Source organism: Lactobacillus ultunensis DSM 16047 (assembly GCF_001436305.1).
Taxonomy (GTDB): Bacteria; Bacillota; Bacilli; order Lactobacillales; family Lactobacillaceae; genus Lactobacillus; species Lactobacillus ultunensis.
In genome coordinates this window covers 1-17,544 of sequence record NZ_AZFO01000016.1, presented here as the reverse complement: position 1 = coordinate 17,544, position 17,544 = coordinate 1, and the positions used below count along the sequence as shown (strand labels likewise).

Sequence of the window (17,544 nt, the reverse complement as noted above, 5' to 3'; positions counted from 1 at the left end):
AAAAATTTTTATAAAGTATTGGGGAGGAACAAAATATGGGATTAAATGCATACATTCAAGGTTTTAATAGTTTAGAGTCAATTGATCGTGCACCAGGCTACTTTAAGTATCATCATCACTCAGTAGCTGACCACTGTTTCAGAACAGCTGAACTTGCTCAAATGATGGGTGATATTGAAGAAGTTCATGGCAAAAAGAAGGTCAACTGGAAGGCTTTGTATGAAAAGAGTCTAAATCATGACTATACTGAACGTTTTATTGGTGATATTAAGACGCCAGTTAAATATGCCACTCCTCAACTTAGAAAAATGATCGGTGACGTTGAAGAAACGATGACGACCAAATTTATTAAGGATGAGATCCCTGAAGAATTTCAGGAAATTTATACTAAGCGACTTTCAGAAGGCAAAGATAATACCTTGGAAGGCAAAATCTTGTCAATCTGTGATAAATTAGATTTGCTTTATGAAGCGTATGGTGAAATTGAATTAGGCAATCCTAATCCGGTATATATGCAAATGTTTAAAGAAAGTCTGGAAACTATTAAGAAGTTTGATGATTTAGTTTGTGTACAATACTTTATTAAGAAGATCTTGCCAGATTTGTTTAAAGGTGATTTCGCCGGAAAGGATAAAATGCAAAGGATAGCTTTTAGCATTCTATTGTTAGGGGATGATGAATAGGTGAAATTTCTATGCAGTTCATGTGGTTTACGCATGGACTCTTTGCATTTTAAACAGGCTGGGTTAATGAACCCAAAATTAACAAGTATTTGCGATATTTGTTTAACTCGTGGCTTAAATGCGGAAGATTATGCCAATACAGCGGTAGCTACTTTTGCTAAGGGTCTGCTTTACACTTATGTAGGTAAAGAGAAAGAAGCGACTGTAAAGCCAGATATGATTGTTAAAAATAAAAAGGATCGTAAAAAGTATGAGGCCTTTTTACAAGATTATGATGGCAATGAAATTGCTAAACAACAAATAAAGCGCGCAGATCTTAATTTAGCAATAATTAAGAGCGAAGATGGCAAGCTAGGTTATATACCTAACCAAGGCGTTACTTTTGCTCAGAACTTGAAAGAACTGAGGTTAGAGGTCAATTTTCAGCTGAATGAAGTTGATTTCATTGATCGTGAACGCATTCGTGCTAAATATAAATATCGCTGTCAGTATTGTGGCAGACACGGGCAAAGCGTTGATCATAAGGATCCTGTTTCGCTTAGTCACAATAATAGTTTGGATAATTTAACCCTAGCTTGTGCTGAATGCAATCGAATCAAGTCTGATATGCCATATGAGTTGTTTATTCACCTGAATGATCAAATTTCTGGTATTAACAAAAAGCTGGTTAAATATGAAAATGCGCTAGGTACTTTAAAAGAAGAATTTGAGCATCGTCGTCGTTACTTAGCTGCTCAGGTTCATCTTAAGGGTGTCATCAATGATCCTGAATTGAATGAAATTCGGAAGCAAAATAAGCAACTGCAAGATGCAATTGATAGTTTGCAAAGTGATTATGATGATTTGCGTGAAACCCGTAAAACATATTTTGATACTGGTTGGAAATTAGCGCGTATTAAGGAAAATAAAGATATTATTTAAAAAATTAATATTATGCATTATAAAACGCTCATTCCAATTTTGAAGGAATGAGCGTTTTGTATAATTATCTTATTCTGTCTTCAGGTTCAAATAAGTACTTGTCCCATTTGACATCTGATTTAGTCGTAGGGTGGAACAACAAAAATGCTAAAAGCAAGTCTCCTAAGTAAGGGATGATGCTTAACCACCACCAACCACCGCTGAAGCCAGCGTCATGTAACCGGCGTACAGTATGTCCTAGTTGGGCTAAAAATGCCCAGATTGTAATGATTAATACAAGTATTAAGAAACAAAGAAAGGCAATGGCTACAGCCGTAGGAATATGTTCATTTACTATCGGACTAGGAATGAAGGCAAATAAGAAAGAAAAGAGGTAAATGAACAAAATAGAAATGCTCATTATTACCTGGCTAAATGCAGTTCCGACCCAGAAAGAGGTTCTGGTAGATCTAGCATTCCATTTGAAACAATCAAAAAAGTGTTCCTTTAAAATTTGACCAATAGTTGGTACTGGGACTTTATCTTCATGACCTTGAGGATAATCTTGATTGCTAAAGAGATATTGGCCCCATTTAACTTTTCTTTGAGCAGATGGTTGTAATTCTAAGTAGAATAAAAACATTGCGCCATAGCCAGTAAAAGCAGCCCAGTACCAGTAGCCACTATAACCGACATCATGTAAGCGACGAACGGTTTGACCTAGTCCAGCTAAAAAAATCCAGATGTAAACGGCAAGTGCAATAACACCATCAATTACTCTAATACCAGGATTGATGTTTTCATTAAAGGCGTAGAAGCTCAAGATGATGCATAAGATGCTGATGATAGGATTAATTAAAACACTCCACCAGAAAGATTTACGTGTGGTTCTTGCTTTCCAGTCGAAGGGATGCAAATAAGTTTCATTTAAAATTTGGACAAAACTTTCTGCAGGGGGCATGGGCAGATTTTCATCATAGGATTTGATGAAATAATATACTCGATTATTCATTTTTACTCCTCCAATATTAATTTTGTCTAATTATACGCTAAAAAAGGCGGGAAGTAATTAAACTTCTCGCCCTTTTGAATTTAAAATTCATTTTTTCTAAAATTGCTTAAGAACTTTTGTGTCTTTTCATTCTTTGGATGATCAAAAATTTCATCAGGTGAACCTTGTTCAGTAATAATTCCATCACTGATGAACAATACACGATCAGAAATACTCTTGGCAAAGCCCATTTCGTGAGTAACGATGACCATTGTCAAACCAGTTGTAGCTAACTTTTGCATAACCTCTAGTACTTCGCCAACCATTTCTGGGTCAAGGGCACTAGTAGGTTCATCAAAGAGTAGAACCTCCGGATTCATAGAAATAGCACGTGCAATAGCGACACGCTGTTGTTGACCACCGGATAATTGTTGTGGCTTAGCCTTAATAAATGGATCCATACCAACTTTTTTAAGGTTCTCCATAGCAATCTTACGTGCTTCATCTTTTGAACGCTTCAAGACTAATTCTTGGCCAATCATGCAATTTTCCAACACGTTTTTGTTTTCAAATAAATCGAATTGTTGGAATACCATGCCGACCTTTGAGCGAAAGGCGTTGCGGTTGTAGCCGGGGTGCAAAATGTTTTCGCCGTGGAAATCGATTTCGCCACCTGTAGGTTCTTCAAGCAAATTAATACAACGCAATGTCGTAGACTTACCACCGCCAGAAGGACCGATGATTGTTACGATTTCACCTTTATTAATATCAAAAGAAATATCTTTTAATACTTTGTGAGCCCCATAGGACTTTTGCATGTGTTTTAAACTTAAAATTACTTCGTTACTTTTTGTCATTAGTTGTTAGCCTCCGCATCTTTTGGAGTACCAACTTGGACTTGGTTAGCCATCAAGTTGTAATTCTTATTACCTTCAAGTTTCTTTTCAATGAAGTTGAAGATTCTAGTAATAGTGAATGTCAAAATCAAGTAAATTGCTGAAATCATTAAGTAAGTTGGGAAGAACTTAAATGATTGACTGGCAATTGTTGTACCAACGAAGAACAATTCAGAAACTGAAATAATACTCAATACTGAAGTATCCTTGATATTTACGATAAATTCGTTGGTGATTGATGGTAAACAGTTTCTAATAGCTTGAGGCAAAATAATGTGCCACATTCTTTGGTTATGAGTCATACCAAGAGCACTAGCAGCTTCAAATTGACCTTCAGGAGTTGAAATAATACCACCACGGATAACTTCAGCTAGGTAGGCACCAGTGTTGATAGAAACAATGATTAAAGCGGCTAAAGTTCTATTCAGGTTTAAGTGCCAGAATTGAGCGATACCATAGTAAATTACAGCTGCCTGAACCATCATTGGAGTACCACGGAAAATTTCAACGTAAACTGAAAGTAACCACTTAACAAAGTTAAGTGCCCAACGCTTGCCGCGAGTAGTTGGGGTAGGGATGGTACGAACAATACCAACTAATAAACCGATGAAGAAACCAACGATAGTACCGACTAAGGCTAAGAGTAAAGTCATGCCGATACCAGACATGATCATGCCACCATATTGCTTCCAAGTAGTAACTAACCAGTTTTCTTTCTTGGTTTCATTGCCAGCCTTAGGTTGTTCCTTAACGGCTTGTGACATCAATTGATCACGTTTTTTATTAGAAATAGTTCTTAAAGTTGCGTTAACTTCGTCTAAAAGCTTAGTGTTGCCTTTCTTAACACCGATACTAGTAACAGAATCGTCATGGTCAACGTGGAAGCCGGCCATCTTGTTCAAATTAACAGCAATGATGTTAGGGTTAACATTGTGGTAACTTTCAAATTCGATATCTTCAGCAACGTAACCATCAATGGTACCAGAAGCTAAACTTTGACGCATAGCTGAGAAGTCACGCATAGCGGGTTCACGCTTAGCACCTTTTAATTGCTTGATTAAATCGTAGTGTAAAGTACCTTGTTGAGCGGTCAACTTAGCACCCTTGAAGTCAGTTAACTTCTTGGCGTTAGAATACTTGCTTGCCTTGTTAGTGATAACAACAAAAGTACTCTTACGGTAAGGAGCTGAGAAGTTAATTGCCTTGCGTCTTTCTGGAGTAGGAGACATACCAGCGATGATCAGATCAATCTTGCCTGAAGTTAAAGCTGGTAGAAGTCCATCCCATTGTGTCTTTTCAACGATAACTTTTTTGTGAAGACGCTTGCCGATGATCTTAGCGATCTGTACATCGTAACCATTAGCGTAGGAATTAGAACCATCGATTGGAACAGCACCATTGGACTTAGTAGGTTGAGTCCAGTTATATGGTGGATAGTTTGCTTCCATACCAATCTTTAACGTATTGGAATCTTTTTTAGCAGCGTGAGTCTCGTGACTGTTAAAGCTGAATCCAATAAATAAACTGAGAAGAATTGCCATCAATGCAGCAACCCATCTAAATCTTGACTTCAATTGTAAAACCTCCAAAAAATAGTTTTAACATAAAGCCAATACAATAAAGCGTAAATAAAAAAACTCGCTATTCCAAAGAATCGCGAGGTCATAATCATCAGTGTTTAAACCAAATCTTATAGCGCTCCCTGGGGACTAACCAGGACAGTCTATAGAATATTATTCTATAGCCCAACAGATTAATACGCGAATATTGAATCCATTTCGGCGGCAATCCTGAGATAATCTTCTGCATCTTCGCGGACTCCAAAATATCTTGTGATTGTCGCAACCTCTATTGCATTGGAAAATTATTTAACTGATAAAGAGATTAAACTATATTTAATTTATTGTCAAATGGAAATTACTTGATTATTGTCAAGAACTCTTATTGATATAAGTCGTAAAATAAGTAACGAATGGAGAAAAAGCTATGGATTACACAACATATTTCACACAAAATACAACTGACAAAATAACTAAAGATTTAATTGGTCGCCCTCTAATTTTTAATAATGGTGAAAAATTAGGTGGCTATATTGTTGAAGCTGAAGCTTACATGGGCAAAAAAGATCGTGCTGCTCACTCTTATGCAGGTCGTAGAAGTCAAGCGAATGAGGGACTTTACCGTAGAGGTGGAACAATTTATATTTATTCTCAGAGACAATACTTTTTCTTCGATGTTGCTTGCCAGGAAGAAAATGAACCACAAGGGGTCTTGGTTAGAGCGATTGAACCCATCTGGGGAATAGATACAATGATTAAAAATCGTAGTGGCAAGCAAGGCGTATTGTTAACTAATGGTCCAGCAAAAATGATGCAAGCCTTTGGTATTCACAGTCGTCATTGGGATTTACATTTTCTATCAGATTCGCCATTTACAATTGACCTTGATGATAATCATAAGAAGATTCCCCAGGAAATTATTGCAGCTCCACGTGTGGGAATTAATCAGTCAGATCCAGAGTGGGCTAAGAAACCTTTGCGTTATTATGTTGCAGGTAATCCATTTGTCTCTGATATGAAAAAGCGAGATATGCGAGAAGATCATGGTTGGAAGGAGTAAAAAATGTCAGAAATTAAGTTAGTCAGAATTTATGATCATGAACAACCTGAAGGCTATAGAATATTGGTCGATCGGATGTGGCCTCGTGGCATGAGCAAGATTAAGGCAGATTTAGGTGAGTGGGACAAGCAGATTGGCCCTACTAATGAACTGAGAAAATGGTTTAATCATGAAGATGAAAAATTCCCTAAGTTTGAAGAAAAATATATCAAGGAATTAGATGATAATGATTTTACGCCTGAGTTTATTAAAACAGTAAGAGAAAAGTTGCAACAAGGTGATGTACTTTTCCTTTATGGTGCAAAGAATAGAGAACACAATCAAGCAGTTGTCTTGAAAGAATATGTAGAAGAAAAACTGTAGTAAACATAGCAGAAAATCATACAAAAATAGAGCACGGCCAAAACTGTGCTCTATTTTTCATTAAATATGTTTGTGCCCATGCTTCTTGATTCGCCAAAAGTGGAATAGAATCGTAAGAATTAAAATACTGAAAACAATAATCGCAAATGCCGTATTTGGCATTTCCCATTTCAGCGGCGGTAATGCCAACAGTAATTTCAATGCGATGATTCCAATCAGTACATAAGCCATTGGCTGCAATTCTGGAATAATATCCATTAACTTGATGATGATCTCGGCAACCCCTCTCATACATAGGATTCCGATCATTCCACCGATTAAAACAACAACTGGATTGTCCGAAATAGCCAACGCTGCCAAAACTGAGTCGATTGAAAATACAATATCCATTGATTCAATTGAGATAACAGTCCGCCAAAATAGTGAAAGGACATGTTTTCTCTTTTTCTTTCCTTTATGACGTGCTCTTTCACGTGCTTCTTTTTCTTTCTCATGTTCAGCTGCTTGCTTAGGATGACGTTGATCATAGAAGAACTTAAAGGACAGGTAGAAAAGATAAATACTTCCAGCTAGCTTAATCTCCCAGAAGTTGATTAAGTAAGTACCAATTCCAATAACGATGAATCTGAAAAGATATGCGCCCCAAAGACCATATAATAATGATTTTTCTTTCTCCGACTTAGTAGGCAAAACTTGAGTCTGAGCTGCTAAAACTACGGCATTATCAACTGAAAGAAGACATTCCATTAAAATCAAAGTTAGGATAATCATCCAATCTTTGCCACTAGTTAAGACATGTGCCCAATTACCTAGATCAAAGAAGGGAGCGTACATTTTAAGAATTGTCATGCAAATGACTCTTTTCTAATTCTATTAATCTAATCTTTTCTTTTTGTCCTAATCGGTAAGTTCCTACCTTATTGTTAGATAAAATAACTCGATGATCAGGAATAAAAATCAATACTGGGTTTAAGGCAACAGCGTGTGCTACTGAACGAGAAGAAGTCGCATCAGGCAAACTTGTTGCTACATCCCCATAACTGATAGTCATTCCGTAAGGAATACGTTGTACTGCTTGTAAAACTTTTCTTTGAAAATCAGTGCCAAACTCGGAGATATCTATTGGAACATCAAATTTTTTTCTTGTTCCAGCAAAATATTCTTTTAATTGTTTAGTGTATGGTGCCAATTTCTTAGGATCACGTACGAGCATTCGGTGAGGATAGAAACTGAAAATAGGTGAAACAGTTTCATCTCCTTTAAGCCCTACATATGTTAAACCGAATTCTGACGCCGTTAAAAAGTATGTCCACGGTGCAATCGTAACATAATCATAATAAAAAACCTCTGCCATGTTTTTTTCACCACCTATAAATGTTAAAAAAACTAATAGTCTAAGAATAACAAACCGTGTATTCTAATTCAATTCCTTAAATACATCTAATGCATCACTAATAATTTGCTTAACGCCAGGAGCAGGTATTTCTGTTTTATTAATTGAATAAATCTTGGCGTTTTCTTGGCGGTAAGCTAGGAGTTGTGCGAACGGATAAACTACAAAGCTTGTGCCACTAATAATAATTAAATCAGATTTTTGCATGATCTCAATAGAATTATTTAAAGTCTCTGGATTGATGGATTCATTATAAAGCACAATACCAGGTCGAATAATACCGCCACAGTTTTTGTGTAGATAACTGGTTGCATATTCTTTATAAGAAACGGGGTGATGACACTTAGTACAATAAATTTTGTACAAATTTCCGTGGAATTCTGTTACATGTTGATTCCCGGCTTTAGTATCTAGGCGATCAATATTTTGTGTGATTAGATCACCCTTACGGTTACAAATTTCAGCAATCTTTTTATGAATTAAATTAGGACGAGCATTTGGAAAGTACATGTTGTTCATCACAAAATGATAGAAAAATTGAGGTCGATTATAGAGCGTATCGGGACTCAAAATTGTCTCTGGACTTTCCTGCACGCCATTATAAATACCATTCTTTGACCGATAGTCGGGAATGCCTGAATGAGTTGAGACACCAGCACCGGTTAAGAAAACGATATGCTTTGCATTATTGATATCTTGTTGTAATTCAGTCAAATCACTTTGTTCCATAAAATGCTTCCTTTAGAATTCATTAATTTAATTATAAATCATGCCTTTGTTATAATAGAAAAAAATGAAGCTGTTGAGGAGAATTTTTTATGACTTATATGTCCTATTTTTACATCGTAGTTAATATTATCATGCTTGCTTATGCTTGTTACAGTTGGTATTGGCAGGCTAAAGTTGAATTTCACGGACGTTATCGCATCTCCTCAATTATATGGGCAATTATTTTTATTTGGTTAGGTTTTACCTGGAACTATATCGAAAAGGGCGATCCAGGTCTCAATGTCTTTCTAGCCTTATTCTTATTAATTAGTATTGTGGATGGCTTCTCTGGCTTTAGCGCTAAAAGAATGGTGGTTTCTGGCTATTTCAAGCGTACTGTTAAGTATGATGAAATTGCCAATATCACTTTAATTAATGTCCCTAGTCAAAAGAAGCCGCTGGTCATGGCACTTTTTAGAACTAATAATAATCGTGCCTACATGATGCGTTTCCGCATTCAGGTCACCGAAGTGCTTCCAGCTCTGCAAAAATATATCGGTAAAAATATTCCCGTAGAAATCCAATCATAAGATTGGTGAAAGCATACGTGAGAAGCTTTGCAAGGTACGCAATAAGCGTCCTTGTTTTTTTATTTCTTCAGGTGTGAGTAGGTGGGACTTTTTCATATCCTCTTCAAATACTTGAACCATTTTTTGATTGAATTTTTTATCGTAAAAAACAGCATTGTCTTCAAAATTTAAATCATACGAACGGTAGTCTTGATTCATGGAGCCAACGGTAGAAAAAGTATCATCAACGATAGTGGTTTTTGCATGCATGAAACCATCTTCGTAAATATAAATTTTAACGCCGCACCGCGTCAATTCATTAGCGTACCATTGAGTAGCACGGTAAATGAAAGGGTGATCTGGTTTGCATGGAATCATAATGCGAACGTCGACACCAGACATTGCAATAGTTTGCCAAGCTGCAAAAACCGCATCATCTGGAATCAAATATGGGGTTTGAATCCACAATCTTTTTCTCGCTAACAACATTAGTCGCATCATGCCGTTGCGCATGTAAGGCGTATAACGGTCGGGACCATCTGAAATGATTTGCGTAGCGACGTCATCCTGATGAATGTTTTTCTCATCAAGATCTGGGAAAAGAGTGGAATTGAAGCGAATAAGCTGTGCTGGACGCTTAACGGATGCGTTCCAATCCATCACGAATCGCTCTTGAAGCAGGAGAGAAGCTGAGCCCACGATACGCACTTGACTATCACGCCAGTGACCAAATTTCTTTTTCTTGCCTAGATATTGGTCACCAATATTAAATCCGCCAGTCCAGGAAATTTTACCATCGATAACTACGATTTTGCGGTGCAAGTGATAGTTAATACGATATCTAGTGATCATATTTTTAGAAGTGATGAAAGGCAATACTTCGCCTCCAGCGTGGCGTAATTGATCAAACCAGGCTTTAGTTGCTCCCATTGAGCCCCAAGCGTCATAAATTACGCGAACCTTCACGCCTTGTCGTGCTTTTTTGATTAATAATTGCAAAACACGATTGCCAATATTGTCGCTGTAGAAAGTATAAAATTCGACATTAATTGTTTCTTTAGCGCGAACAATGTCTTTAAGCATATCATGGAAAAACACTTCACCATCAGTGTACAATTCCACTTTATTGTTTTTAGTTAATGGCGATTCATGTTTATGGTTAAAAAAGTTAATTGCAATTTCACCAGCTTTGGACGTATCGGAAGAACTGGTCTTTTTCGGTGCTTTAGCAATTGACTTTTGGACATTGCGTAGTCCAATGTGTCGTTGTTTATTAATAGCAAAAATATTTTCCTGGGAAATACCTCGACCAAAGAAAGCATATAAAGTAAGACCAATTACTGGGAAAATAAGCAGAATGATTAACCAAGCCCAAGTGGTAGATACGGATCTTCTACGGTGGAAAACGATGTAGAAGGCTAAGATTGTATTAGTAATAAAAATAATTCTGATAAAGTCATGCCACCAGATCATTGTCTTCCTCCAACATAGAAATTACTTTTTTAGATTAAGAAATTTATCGATGATATCAATTACAAAAGGATTGTCATGCATCCAGCTATGTTCTGCATCGTTTTTGCCTCGAACCTCGACTTCCTGATAAAAGTGAGCTTTAGGAGCAAGAATATAACGAATGCTTTTAGCTGAAACTACTGAGATGAATTTGTCCGTATTGGTGTTGTCTAGTACATTGCCATAAATGTTTAAGACTGAAATGTTAGGATTAAATTTCCTTCGATTGAACAAAAGGTAAAGGTAATGGGGATTCATCATAGTTGGTCGACCTTTTTCGTTTAGAACATTAACGTTGGGGATATCGCCGAGATAAGTAACACCATCAAAGGGACCAGCAATCATGGCACATTTGATTAAATGCGGAAAAGTTTTGCTAGAATAATGCTTCATTTCCGTCCGAATAATGCAAGGACAGGCTAAAGAATGGGCAACTGCAATGTAATTACGGAAATTATAGCGTTTAGCTAGAAAAGGAAGAACAAAGCTAAGGTAATAGTCAATCCCGTAGATACCAACGATTCTTTGGCGAAAAGCTATTTGAACAATGGGATGCTTGTCGCTGGTCCAAGTACCTTCTAGCTTGAAATTGCCTAACAGATCGACAGTAACCTTTAAAAACTTTTCATTGCCTTTGTCTTTAGTAGCTTGGTGAACCATTACGTTGGTCGTGTAATCTCCACCACGGAAGCCATGGAAGTAAATAATAGGTACTTGTGTTAAACTACTAGATTCAATCTTAGCTTGATTAATAATATGACGTTTGTGCATTTTAAGGAAAATACGGGTTGGGCCAAAGGTGGCAAGCAGTCCTAAAGAAATCATATTAAACATGCTAGGCTCTTGCTGAAGATTATGACGATGATTTTTTTCAGCTTCCTCTGCATATTTTTTACTGTTAAAGAACACCTTTTGCCCACCTTCTTTTTGTTTTTTCCTTATAATGTTAGTAATAATAAGTATATTTTAACATTGAGCAGAAGTTTTTTGATTTTTTGAGGTATTTTATGAAGTTTTATGCAGTAAAAAAGGGCCGTAAACCAGGTGTTTACCGCAGTTGGGATGAGGCCAAAGAACAAGTTGATGGCTTTTCTGAAGCTGAGTATAAATCTTTTAAGAATATTACTGACGCTATTGATTATTTAGGCTGGCAAGAAAAAGCTCGACAGGAAACATTGAATCGTAAGGATGATACGCTAGAAAATGCGATTAAAAAAATAAGAGAAAATAGTACAAAGCCTGTTTCAAAAGTCTCTCAAAAGCGAATAACAACTAATGACAATTATTTTGCAACTACTTATACTGATGGTGGTTCACGTAATACTGGCGTTCATAGCGGTGGTCATGTTAAAAAGACGGATAAAGCAGCGTGGGCATATTTAATTGAATGGGACGATCAATCAGTTCATGGTTCAGGTGGTGAATACGGCGCTACAAACAATAAGATGGAACAAACTGCTTTGATTAATGCTTTGAAAAAATTGATTGAACTTGGCTTTAATGAAAAGCATTTGTTGTTTGTGCTTGATTCTAAATATGTCTTAAATGCCATCAATCAACACTGGTTGCAAGGGTGGAAAAAGCGTGGTTGGAAACGCTCTGGAGGTCCACTTAAAAATGTTCCAGAATGGAAAGAATTAGATCATTTGTTGCAGAAATTTCCTGATACCACTTTTGAATGGACGAAGGGACATGCCAATAATCGTGGCAATGAATTTGTTGATCATGAATTGAATCGTTATATGGATAATCACATGTAAAAAAAGTAAAAGGCTTGGAAATTTCCAAGCCTTTTGCTTAACCTAAGATAATTCCGCCAAATAAGTGACTAAAGAAACCAACGATGCTATCCCACAATTGTTGTAACCAGTTGCGGTTTTCAGGAGTATTGAATTTATTAAAAATATTTTTAGCACCATTTTCAATTTGGCTGGACAATTTAGCAGCTTGTCCTTTAAAGTCACCGTTCTTAAGCGCACCTGAATCACGAATTTCGATTAATAAATTAACGATTTGATTCTTTTGGTTATTGTTAATAGTATTGCCTAAATGGTTGATATTGATTTGATTATTAACAATATCGCGGATTTGACTATCAGAAATATTTTGGCCTTGCTTAGCCATTTCGTTCTTGGCACCAGCTACAGCGTTGTTTAATTGGGCATCTGAATAGCCTTTTTTATTTTTATTGTCTTGAGTAATACCACTTAAAGTATTCATTTCATCTTGAGCTGCATTGACCTGCTTTTGATTTAAAGCATTGCCATTTTTAGCATAAGCAGCATAAACACCAGCTAAAGCACCGGAACCGTCAATTGGAATTGCACTAGTGACGTAAATATTAGCATCAGTAATACCAGCAGTTAAAGCTGCGTTCTTGTATTGGTTAGCAGTAATGGTTGTGATGTTGTTTTTGCCATTGTAATCCAAAATTTTCACGTTAATACCTGAACCGCTACTAGTTTTTTGAATCATAGCACTGGACCAAACGCCAGAGGAAGTGGTGAAGTTATCACCCGATGGGTTTAAATATTTAACCAAATCAGATCCGGTAACTGTAATGGTTTGATAATTGCCACCATTCAAAGGTGCAGTTAAAGTTTTTAAAGTACCGTCTTTTTGTGAATCAGTCAATGAAGTACCAAGCGTTACAACTGGAGTATCATCATCGGCCAAAACTTTGTGGCTAAATGACAGTACTAGGACAACACTGAAAAGTGCTGTAAGTAATGTGATAATTTTTTTCATGATTTTTTCCTCTTAAATCGAATGTTTATTCCCTTTGATACGAAATATTATACTAAAAAATTCTTCAGAGAGAATAAAGCATACACTAAAACTTTCTTAATTTCGACCTAAATCTTGAAGATGGTATAATAAGTAGCAACAAAGGGGGACAATATGTTACAAGTGCCTAAGTTAACTATCATTATGCCGATTTATAATACGGCACAATATCTACCACGCGCTTTTAATGCTCTGCTTAAGCAAATTGATAAGAGCTTTAAGCTGATTGTGGTTGATGATGGCTCAACGGATAATTCGGTTGAGGTAGCCAAGAACTATGCCAATCGCTTTCCATATTTCAAATTAATTCAAAAGAAAAATGGCGGCCCATCCGATGCACGTAATGTCGGTATGAAATATATCGATACGCCATATGTCACCTTTCATGATGGCGATGATTGGGTCGATCCTGGTTATACTGCATTTTTTATTAGAGCTTTTGAGGAACATCCAGATGTTAGCCTAGTTTCTTGTGGTTACTGGATGGATTATCCTGACAAAAAATCACGTGTAGTTGGTCACCCAGAGCGTGGTTTTTTAACACGCGGTGAGACCTATCTTAAATTGACTAATGTCTTCGGCTCGCCGATGAAGGGATACAGCTGGAACAAAGCCTATAAGACTGCAATAATTCGAAAATATCATTTAAAATTTGATCGAGATATTTCTTTGTTAGAAGATCAAATTTTTAACGTAAAATATATTTCTGTTGCCAAAGGCGTTTATTATACGCAAAAACCTTATTATCATTATTGGCAAAGAAAAGGCAGCATTATTCATCAACCAAATATTAAAAAAGTTGCGGATAATTTTCGTGGCAATTACCGAGTATGGCGCAAGATTATTAAGACAATGCTTAAGGATCGTGAAGATGAAAAAATGCGCAAAAAGCTAGATCGCTCAGCTTTGCGCGATAGTGACGTTCAATAAGAGAGGATTGTATGAAAGAAAAAGTTAATGGTGTCGAATTTTATTACCACAAGTTAGGCAAAGGGACACCTTTGCTTCTTCTTCATGGACACCATTTAGATGGTGGCATGTTTGACAAGATCGTTGCTCCGCTTTCTCTTTACTATACTGTTTATGTTTTGGACATGCGTGGTCATGGATTAAGTGAAGGCGATATTGCGGAACATTATCAAACTGAAGTAGAAGACGTTTATGCCTTTATCAAACAAGTAGGGATTGAAGGGTGTTACTGCTTTGGTTTTGATGCTGGTGGTTTAGTAGCAATGATGCTTGCTAAACAGCATCCACAAATTTTTAAGAAAATGATTGTAGCTGGCGTTTTTGTCAATGGGGCAGGTATCCGTCCATACCACTACTTAACTGAAGGATTTCACCGCTTTTTTAAGTTAGATCGTGATAGTCGAGTTGAACTAACTGAGTCATTTATTTCCGTTGATGATCTCAAAAAGATTACGACGCCAACTTTGTGTGTAGTAGGAGAAAAAGATTGGGTTAAGGTCGAGCATGTCCGTTGGTATAGTCAGTTTATGCCTAATGCTCGATTAGTAATTATGCCTCGTCAAACCCATGATAGTTATGCGGTTAGAAGCCTAAAATTACTTGATCTAATTAAAGATTTTTGTAAGTAAATTGGCTTATTTTTTCGTTTTGGTCTAGTATGGAAAGTAGTAAGATTGCATAATAAATTTTGACTAGATTGAAAAGGAGCAAATTATGGTTAAAGTTGTAGTACTTGGTGCTCACGGACAAGTAGCCCAAATCGTAGAAAAGTTTTTATTCGCGGATAAAGAAGTTAAGCCTTCATTATTTTTACGTAACGCTGCTCGTATGGAAGATAAAAAGAATCAAGCTACGATTTTTGAAGGCAGTGCTACAGATGCTGCTCAACTTGAGAAAGCAATGAAAGGTCAAGACATCGTTTATGCTAACTTAGGTGGCAAAGATGAAATTGACTTGGAAGCTGAAGCCACTGTTGAAGCTATGAAGAATGCCAATGTGAAGAGAATTATTTGGATTTCAACTTTAGGCATTTATGACGAAGTTCCTGGCAAGTTCGGTGAATGGAATAAAGAAACTTTAGGCGACTACATTACTGAATATGCTAAGGCTGCTAAGAGAATTGAAGAATCTGGTTTGGATTACACTATTATTCGTCCAACTTGGATGACTAACAAGGATGAAGTTGACTACGAAAAGAGCGAAAAAGGTGAACCTATTAAGGACACTGAGGTTTCACGTAAGTCTGTAGCTGCATATATTTATCACTTGATTAAGAATCCTAAGGAAGACGTTGATAAGTCAATTGGTTTAGGTAAGCCAGGTACTGAAGGCGACAAGCCAAGTTGGTATTAATTTGAATTAAAATAAAATGATCGCTCTCTCCAAAAAGAGTGCGATTTTTATATTAACAAATAAAGGGTTACATAATAAAAATGTGGATAGTATTGATAATTAACTTATTGGTTGCAATTGCGTTAGCCTATTTCGGCCTAAAAGAAAGACAAGAAGCGTTTAACTGGTTTACTGCAGGTACAGTTTTCATAGTATTTGGACTAGTTTTAATGATCGGAGCAATACCGGTGCTAAATGATTTCGATGAGTCATCAATACTGATGTTTACTGGTGGAATTTTAGTCGTTATCGGGATTATTGCTTTAATCATTGGTTTTGTAACAAAGGCGACAAGAATAATCAACTTGCGGGATGTAGCAGTTGCAATAGAAGTTGCGGCGGTTTGTTTAGTCTATTTCATTCATAATTTAAATCTAAATTTTCAAAACTTATTTGTTCCAGAATTAGCAGCCATTATTGGGTTGATTTTGTTTGGAATTTCTAGAAGAAAAATTAATTAGATTTACGTTTCATTTTGAACGTAAAAAGGGACGCAAAATTTTGCGTCCTTTTTTGGACGAAAAATCATGAATTTGCGTGCAAAAAGGGACGTAAATTCAAAGATAGCTAAAATCACTGCTCTTTTATTTATAAGAGTGGTTTTTTTGTATATAATAGATCTGTATATGTGTTAAAAATTTCAGAAGAGGTAGCTATGAACAAGGAAGAACTCCATCAATTATTGCACCCAATGAAGGTGATCGGGTTAGGTGGTAACCCCGCATTAAATGAAAAAATTGCTTCAATTTTGCATCAACCACTGATCGAAACTGCAGTTCATCACTTTAGCGATGGTGAAATTCAAGTTAATATTGGTGAATCAGTTAGAGGTTGTGATGTTTTCGTTATTCAATCTATTCAAGATCCAGTTAACGAAAACTTTATGGAACTTGAAATTGTTTTGGACGCACTTCATCGTGCATCAGCTCATACTATTAACGTGGTAGTCCCATACTTAGCATATTCACGTTCAGACACCAAGACACGTTCACGTGAACCTATCACTGCCAAGCTTGTTGCTAACTTGCTTCAATTAACTGGTATGGATCGTCTGATCACTGTTGATTTGCACGCTTCACAAATTCAAGGTTTTTACAACATTCCTGTAGATCATTTACATGCTATTCCACTTCTTGGCCAATACTTCTTAGATAATGGTATTGCCACTAAGGAAGACGATGATATCGTAGTTGTTTCACCTGATCACTCAGGTGCTAAGCTTGCTCGTAATTTTGGTCAATACTTCAATGCTCCAATTGCTATTGTTGATCAAAGAGGTGCACGCTATGATACTGAAGTTCACGATATTATTGGGGATGTAAAAGATAAGAAGTGTATCATCGTTGATGATTTAATCGATACTGGTTCTCGTATCTCATCTTCAACTAAGTCAGTTTTAGCAGCTGGTGCTAAGAAAGTTTACGTTGCTGCGACTCATGCACTTCTTTCAAAGAATGCAACTGAAGTACTTAATGAATTGCCAATTGAACAAATCGTTGTAACTGATACTATTAAGCATACTCGTTACCCAGACAGAATGGTTCGTATTTCTGTAGATCAACTTTTAGCACGTGGTATCGATTATGTTTACAATGATCGTTCAATTCACCAAATCTTTGACGAACAAAACCGTTTAAAGTAAAAGTAACCAACAGTTGAGTTATAATGATCCTCACTAGTGTGAGGATTATTTTTTTACAAAAAAAGTTGAATAGATCGATCATAAAACTATTTATAAATAGTACGCGTGGTGCTAGTTAAA

Annotated in this window: 20 protein-coding genes and 1 riboswitch; of the genes, 11 read left to right on the top strand and 9 right to left on the bottom strand. The window is 36.5% G+C overall.

Annotated features, from left to right (window positions below):
- Positions 1–35: 35 nt before the first annotated feature.
- Complete coding sequence (locus tag FC57_RS05860) at positions 36–683, top strand: YfbR-like 5'-deoxynucleotidase (protein WP_007127040.1); 648 nt, start codon at positions 36–38, stop codon at positions 681–683.
- On the top strand, positions 684–1,604 hold the full coding sequence (locus tag FC57_RS05855; protein ID WP_081445828.1) for an HNH endonuclease signature motif containing protein: 921 nt from the start codon (positions 684–686) through the stop codon (positions 1,602–1,604).
- Positions 1,605–1,668: 64 nt separating this feature from the next.
- Here the strand turns inward: FC57_RS05855 and FC57_RS05850 are convergent, their stop codons facing one another.
- From FC57_RS05850 to FC57_RS05840, 3 genes are all read right to left on the bottom strand, one after another.
- Complete coding sequence (locus FC57_RS05850) at positions 1,669–2,595, bottom strand: DUF805 domain-containing protein (RefSeq protein WP_007127038.1); 927 nt, start codon at positions 2,593–2,595, stop codon at positions 1,669–1,671.
- 80 nt (positions 2,596–2,675) lie between these two features.
- On the bottom strand, positions 2,676–3,431 hold the full coding sequence (locus FC57_RS05845) for an amino acid ABC transporter ATP-binding protein (RefSeq protein WP_007127037.1): 756 nt from the start codon (positions 3,429–3,431) through the stop codon (positions 2,676–2,678).
- On the bottom strand, positions 3,431–5,044 hold the full coding sequence (locus FC57_RS05840) for an ABC transporter permease subunit (RefSeq protein WP_040530138.1): 1,614 nt from the start codon (positions 5,042–5,044) through the stop codon (positions 3,431–3,433). The genes FC57_RS05845 and FC57_RS05840 overlap by 1 nt, the downstream gene beginning before the upstream one ends.
- 111 nt (positions 5,045–5,155) lie before the next feature.
- Positions 5,156–5,329: riboswitch (Lysine riboswitch) on the bottom strand.
- A 127-nt stretch (positions 5,330–5,456) separates the two neighbouring features.
- On the opposite strand from FC57_RS05840, the gene FC57_RS05835 reads away from it, so the two are divergent.
- On the top strand, positions 5,457–6,089 hold the full coding sequence (locus tag FC57_RS05835; RefSeq protein WP_007127035.1) for a DNA-3-methyladenine glycosylase: 633 nt from the start codon (positions 5,457–5,459) through the stop codon (positions 6,087–6,089).
- Positions 6,090–6,092: 3 nt separating this feature from the next.
- Positions 6,093–6,452, top strand: a complete 360-nt coding sequence (locus FC57_RS05830; RefSeq protein ID WP_007127034.1) for a DUF488 domain-containing protein — start codon at positions 6,093–6,095, stop codon at positions 6,450–6,452.
- A gap of 60 nt (positions 6,453–6,512) precedes the next feature.
- Here the strand turns inward: FC57_RS05830 and FC57_RS05825 are convergent, their stop codons facing one another.
- The 3 genes from FC57_RS05825 to FC57_RS05815 all read right to left on the bottom strand — a co-directional run bounded on the left by FC57_RS05825 (position 6,513) and on the right by FC57_RS05815 (position 8,574).
- On the bottom strand, positions 6,513–7,301 hold the full coding sequence (locus FC57_RS05825; RefSeq protein ID WP_007127033.1) for a TerC family protein: 789 nt from the start codon (positions 7,299–7,301) through the stop codon (positions 6,513–6,515).
- Positions 7,288–7,806: a methylated-DNA--[protein]-cysteine S-methyltransferase gene (locus FC57_RS05820; RefSeq protein ID WP_007127032.1), complete on the bottom strand. Its 519-nt coding sequence runs from the start codon at positions 7,804–7,806 to the stop codon at positions 7,288–7,290. Before FC57_RS05820 ends, FC57_RS05825 begins: the two co-directional genes overlap by 14 nt.
- Positions 7,807–7,869: 63 nt before the next feature.
- Positions 7,870–8,574, bottom strand: coding sequence for an NAD-dependent protein deacylase (locus FC57_RS05815; protein ID WP_007127031.1), 705 nt, complete (start codon positions 8,572–8,574; stop codon positions 7,870–7,872).
- Positions 8,575–8,663: 89 nt separating this feature from the next.
- On the opposite strand from FC57_RS05815, the gene FC57_RS05810 reads away from it, so the two are divergent.
- On the top strand, positions 8,664–9,143 hold the full coding sequence (locus FC57_RS05810) for a hypothetical protein (protein WP_007127030.1): 480 nt from the start codon (positions 8,664–8,666) through the stop codon (positions 9,141–9,143).
- Here the strand turns inward: FC57_RS05810 and cls are convergent.
- Complete coding sequence (cls, locus tag FC57_RS05805; RefSeq protein WP_007127029.1) at positions 9,138–10,595, bottom strand: cardiolipin synthase; 1,458 nt, start codon at positions 10,593–10,595, stop codon at positions 9,138–9,140. The genes FC57_RS05810 and cls overlap by 6 nt on opposite strands.
- Before the next feature lie 21 nt (positions 10,596–10,616).
- Positions 10,617–11,543, bottom strand: coding sequence for an alpha/beta hydrolase (locus tag FC57_RS05800; RefSeq protein WP_007127028.1), 927 nt, complete (start codon positions 11,541–11,543; stop codon positions 10,617–10,619).
- A 98-nt stretch (positions 11,544–11,641) separates the two neighbouring features.
- Here FC57_RS05800 and FC57_RS05795 point away from each other — a divergent pair, with 98 nt between their 5' ends.
- Positions 11,642–12,394 carry a ribonuclease H family protein gene (locus FC57_RS05795; protein ID WP_007127027.1) on the top strand — a complete coding sequence of 251 codons (753 nt, stop codon included), beginning with the start codon at positions 11,642–11,644 and terminating at the stop codon, positions 12,392–12,394.
- 37 nt (positions 12,395–12,431) lie between these two features.
- Here FC57_RS05795 and FC57_RS05790 read toward each other — a convergent pair whose 3' ends face one another.
- Positions 12,432–13,382 carry a DUF1002 domain-containing protein gene (locus FC57_RS05790; protein WP_007127026.1) on the bottom strand — a complete coding sequence of 317 codons (951 nt, stop codon included), beginning with the start codon at positions 13,380–13,382 and terminating at the stop codon, positions 12,432–12,434.
- A gap of 153 nt (positions 13,383–13,535) precedes the next feature.
- Here FC57_RS05790 and FC57_RS05785 point away from each other — a divergent pair, with 153 nt between their 5' ends.
- The 5 genes from FC57_RS05785 to FC57_RS05765 all read left to right on the top strand — a co-directional run bounded on the left by FC57_RS05785 (position 13,536) and on the right by FC57_RS05765 (position 17,424).
- Positions 13,536–14,351, top strand: a complete 816-nt coding sequence (locus tag FC57_RS05785; RefSeq protein WP_007127025.1) for a glycosyltransferase family 2 protein — start codon at positions 13,536–13,538, stop codon at positions 14,349–14,351.
- A gap of 11 nt (positions 14,352–14,362) precedes the next feature.
- Positions 14,363–15,019 carry an alpha/beta fold hydrolase gene (locus tag FC57_RS05780; protein ID WP_007127024.1) on the top strand — a complete coding sequence of 219 codons (657 nt, stop codon included), beginning with the start codon at positions 14,363–14,365 and terminating at the stop codon, positions 15,017–15,019.
- An 85-nt stretch (positions 15,020–15,104) separates the two neighbouring features.
- Entirely contained in the window at positions 15,105–15,743 is a 639-nt protein-coding gene (locus FC57_RS05775) for an NAD(P)H-binding protein (RefSeq protein WP_007127023.1), read from the top strand.
- Positions 15,744–15,823: 80 nt separating this feature from the next.
- Positions 15,824–16,243 carry a hypothetical protein gene (locus tag FC57_RS05770; RefSeq protein WP_007127022.1) on the top strand — a complete coding sequence of 140 codons (420 nt, stop codon included), beginning with the start codon at positions 15,824–15,826 and terminating at the stop codon, positions 16,241–16,243.
- Between the two features lie 194 nt (positions 16,244–16,437).
- Positions 16,438–17,424 carry a ribose-phosphate diphosphokinase gene (locus FC57_RS05765; protein WP_040530136.1) on the top strand — a complete coding sequence of 329 codons (987 nt, stop codon included), beginning with the start codon at positions 16,438–16,440 and terminating at the stop codon, positions 17,422–17,424.
- The last annotated feature ends 120 nt before the right edge of the window (positions 17,425–17,544 follow it).

What these genes read in the sequence shown, in the direction of transcription:
- FC57_RS05835 (WP_007127035.1), top strand. Translation starts at nt 5,457, where the DNA reads ATGGATTACACAACATATTTCACACAAAATACAACTGACAAAATAACT.
- FC57_RS05825 (WP_007127033.1), bottom strand. Translation starts at nt 7,301, where the DNA reads ATGACAATTCTTAAAATGTACGCTCCCTTCTTTGATCTAGGTAATTGG.
- FC57_RS05845 (WP_007127037.1), bottom strand. Translation starts at nt 3,431, where the DNA reads ATGACAAAAAGTAACGAAGTAATTTTAAGTTTAAAACACATGCAAAAG.
- FC57_RS05785 (WP_007127025.1), top strand. Translation starts at nt 13,536, where the DNA reads ATGTTACAAGTGCCTAAGTTAACTATCATTATGCCGATTTATAATACG.
- FC57_RS05770 (WP_007127022.1), top strand. Translation starts at nt 15,824, where the DNA reads ATGTGGATAGTATTGATAATTAACTTATTGGTTGCAATTGCGTTAGCC.
- FC57_RS05775 (WP_007127023.1), top strand. Translation starts at nt 15,105, where the DNA reads ATGGTTAAAGTTGTAGTACTTGGTGCTCACGGACAAGTAGCCCAAATC.
- FC57_RS05850 (WP_007127038.1), bottom strand. Translation starts at nt 2,595, where the DNA reads ATGAATAATCGAGTATATTATTTCATCAAATCCTATGATGAAAATCTG.
- FC57_RS05815 (WP_007127031.1), bottom strand. Translation starts at nt 8,574, where the DNA reads ATGGAACAAAGTGATTTGACTGAATTACAACAAGATATCAATAATGCA.
- FC57_RS05810 (WP_007127030.1), top strand. Translation starts at nt 8,664, where the DNA reads ATGACTTATATGTCCTATTTTTACATCGTAGTTAATATTATCATGCTT.
- cls (WP_007127029.1), bottom strand. Translation starts at nt 10,595, where the DNA reads ATGATCTGGTGGCATGACTTTATCAGAATTATTTTTATTACTAATACA.
- FC57_RS05795 (WP_007127027.1), top strand. Translation starts at nt 11,642, where the DNA reads ATGAAGTTTTATGCAGTAAAAAAGGGCCGTAAACCAGGTGTTTACCGC.
- FC57_RS05780 (WP_007127024.1), top strand. Translation starts at nt 14,363, where the DNA reads ATGAAAGAAAAAGTTAATGGTGTCGAATTTTATTACCACAAGTTAGGC.
- FC57_RS05830 (WP_007127034.1), top strand. Translation starts at nt 6,093, where the DNA reads ATGTCAGAAATTAAGTTAGTCAGAATTTATGATCATGAACAACCTGAA.
- FC57_RS05790 (WP_007127026.1), bottom strand. Translation starts at nt 13,382, where the DNA reads ATGAAAAAAATTATCACATTACTTACAGCACTTTTCAGTGTTGTCCTA.
- FC57_RS05820 (WP_007127032.1), bottom strand. Translation starts at nt 7,806, where the DNA reads ATGGCAGAGGTTTTTTATTATGATTATGTTACGATTGCACCGTGGACA.
- FC57_RS05860 (WP_007127040.1), top strand. Translation starts at nt 36, where the DNA reads ATGGGATTAAATGCATACATTCAAGGTTTTAATAGTTTAGAGTCAATT.
- FC57_RS05765 (WP_040530136.1), top strand. Translation starts at nt 16,438, where the DNA reads ATGAACAAGGAAGAACTCCATCAATTATTGCACCCAATGAAGGTGATC.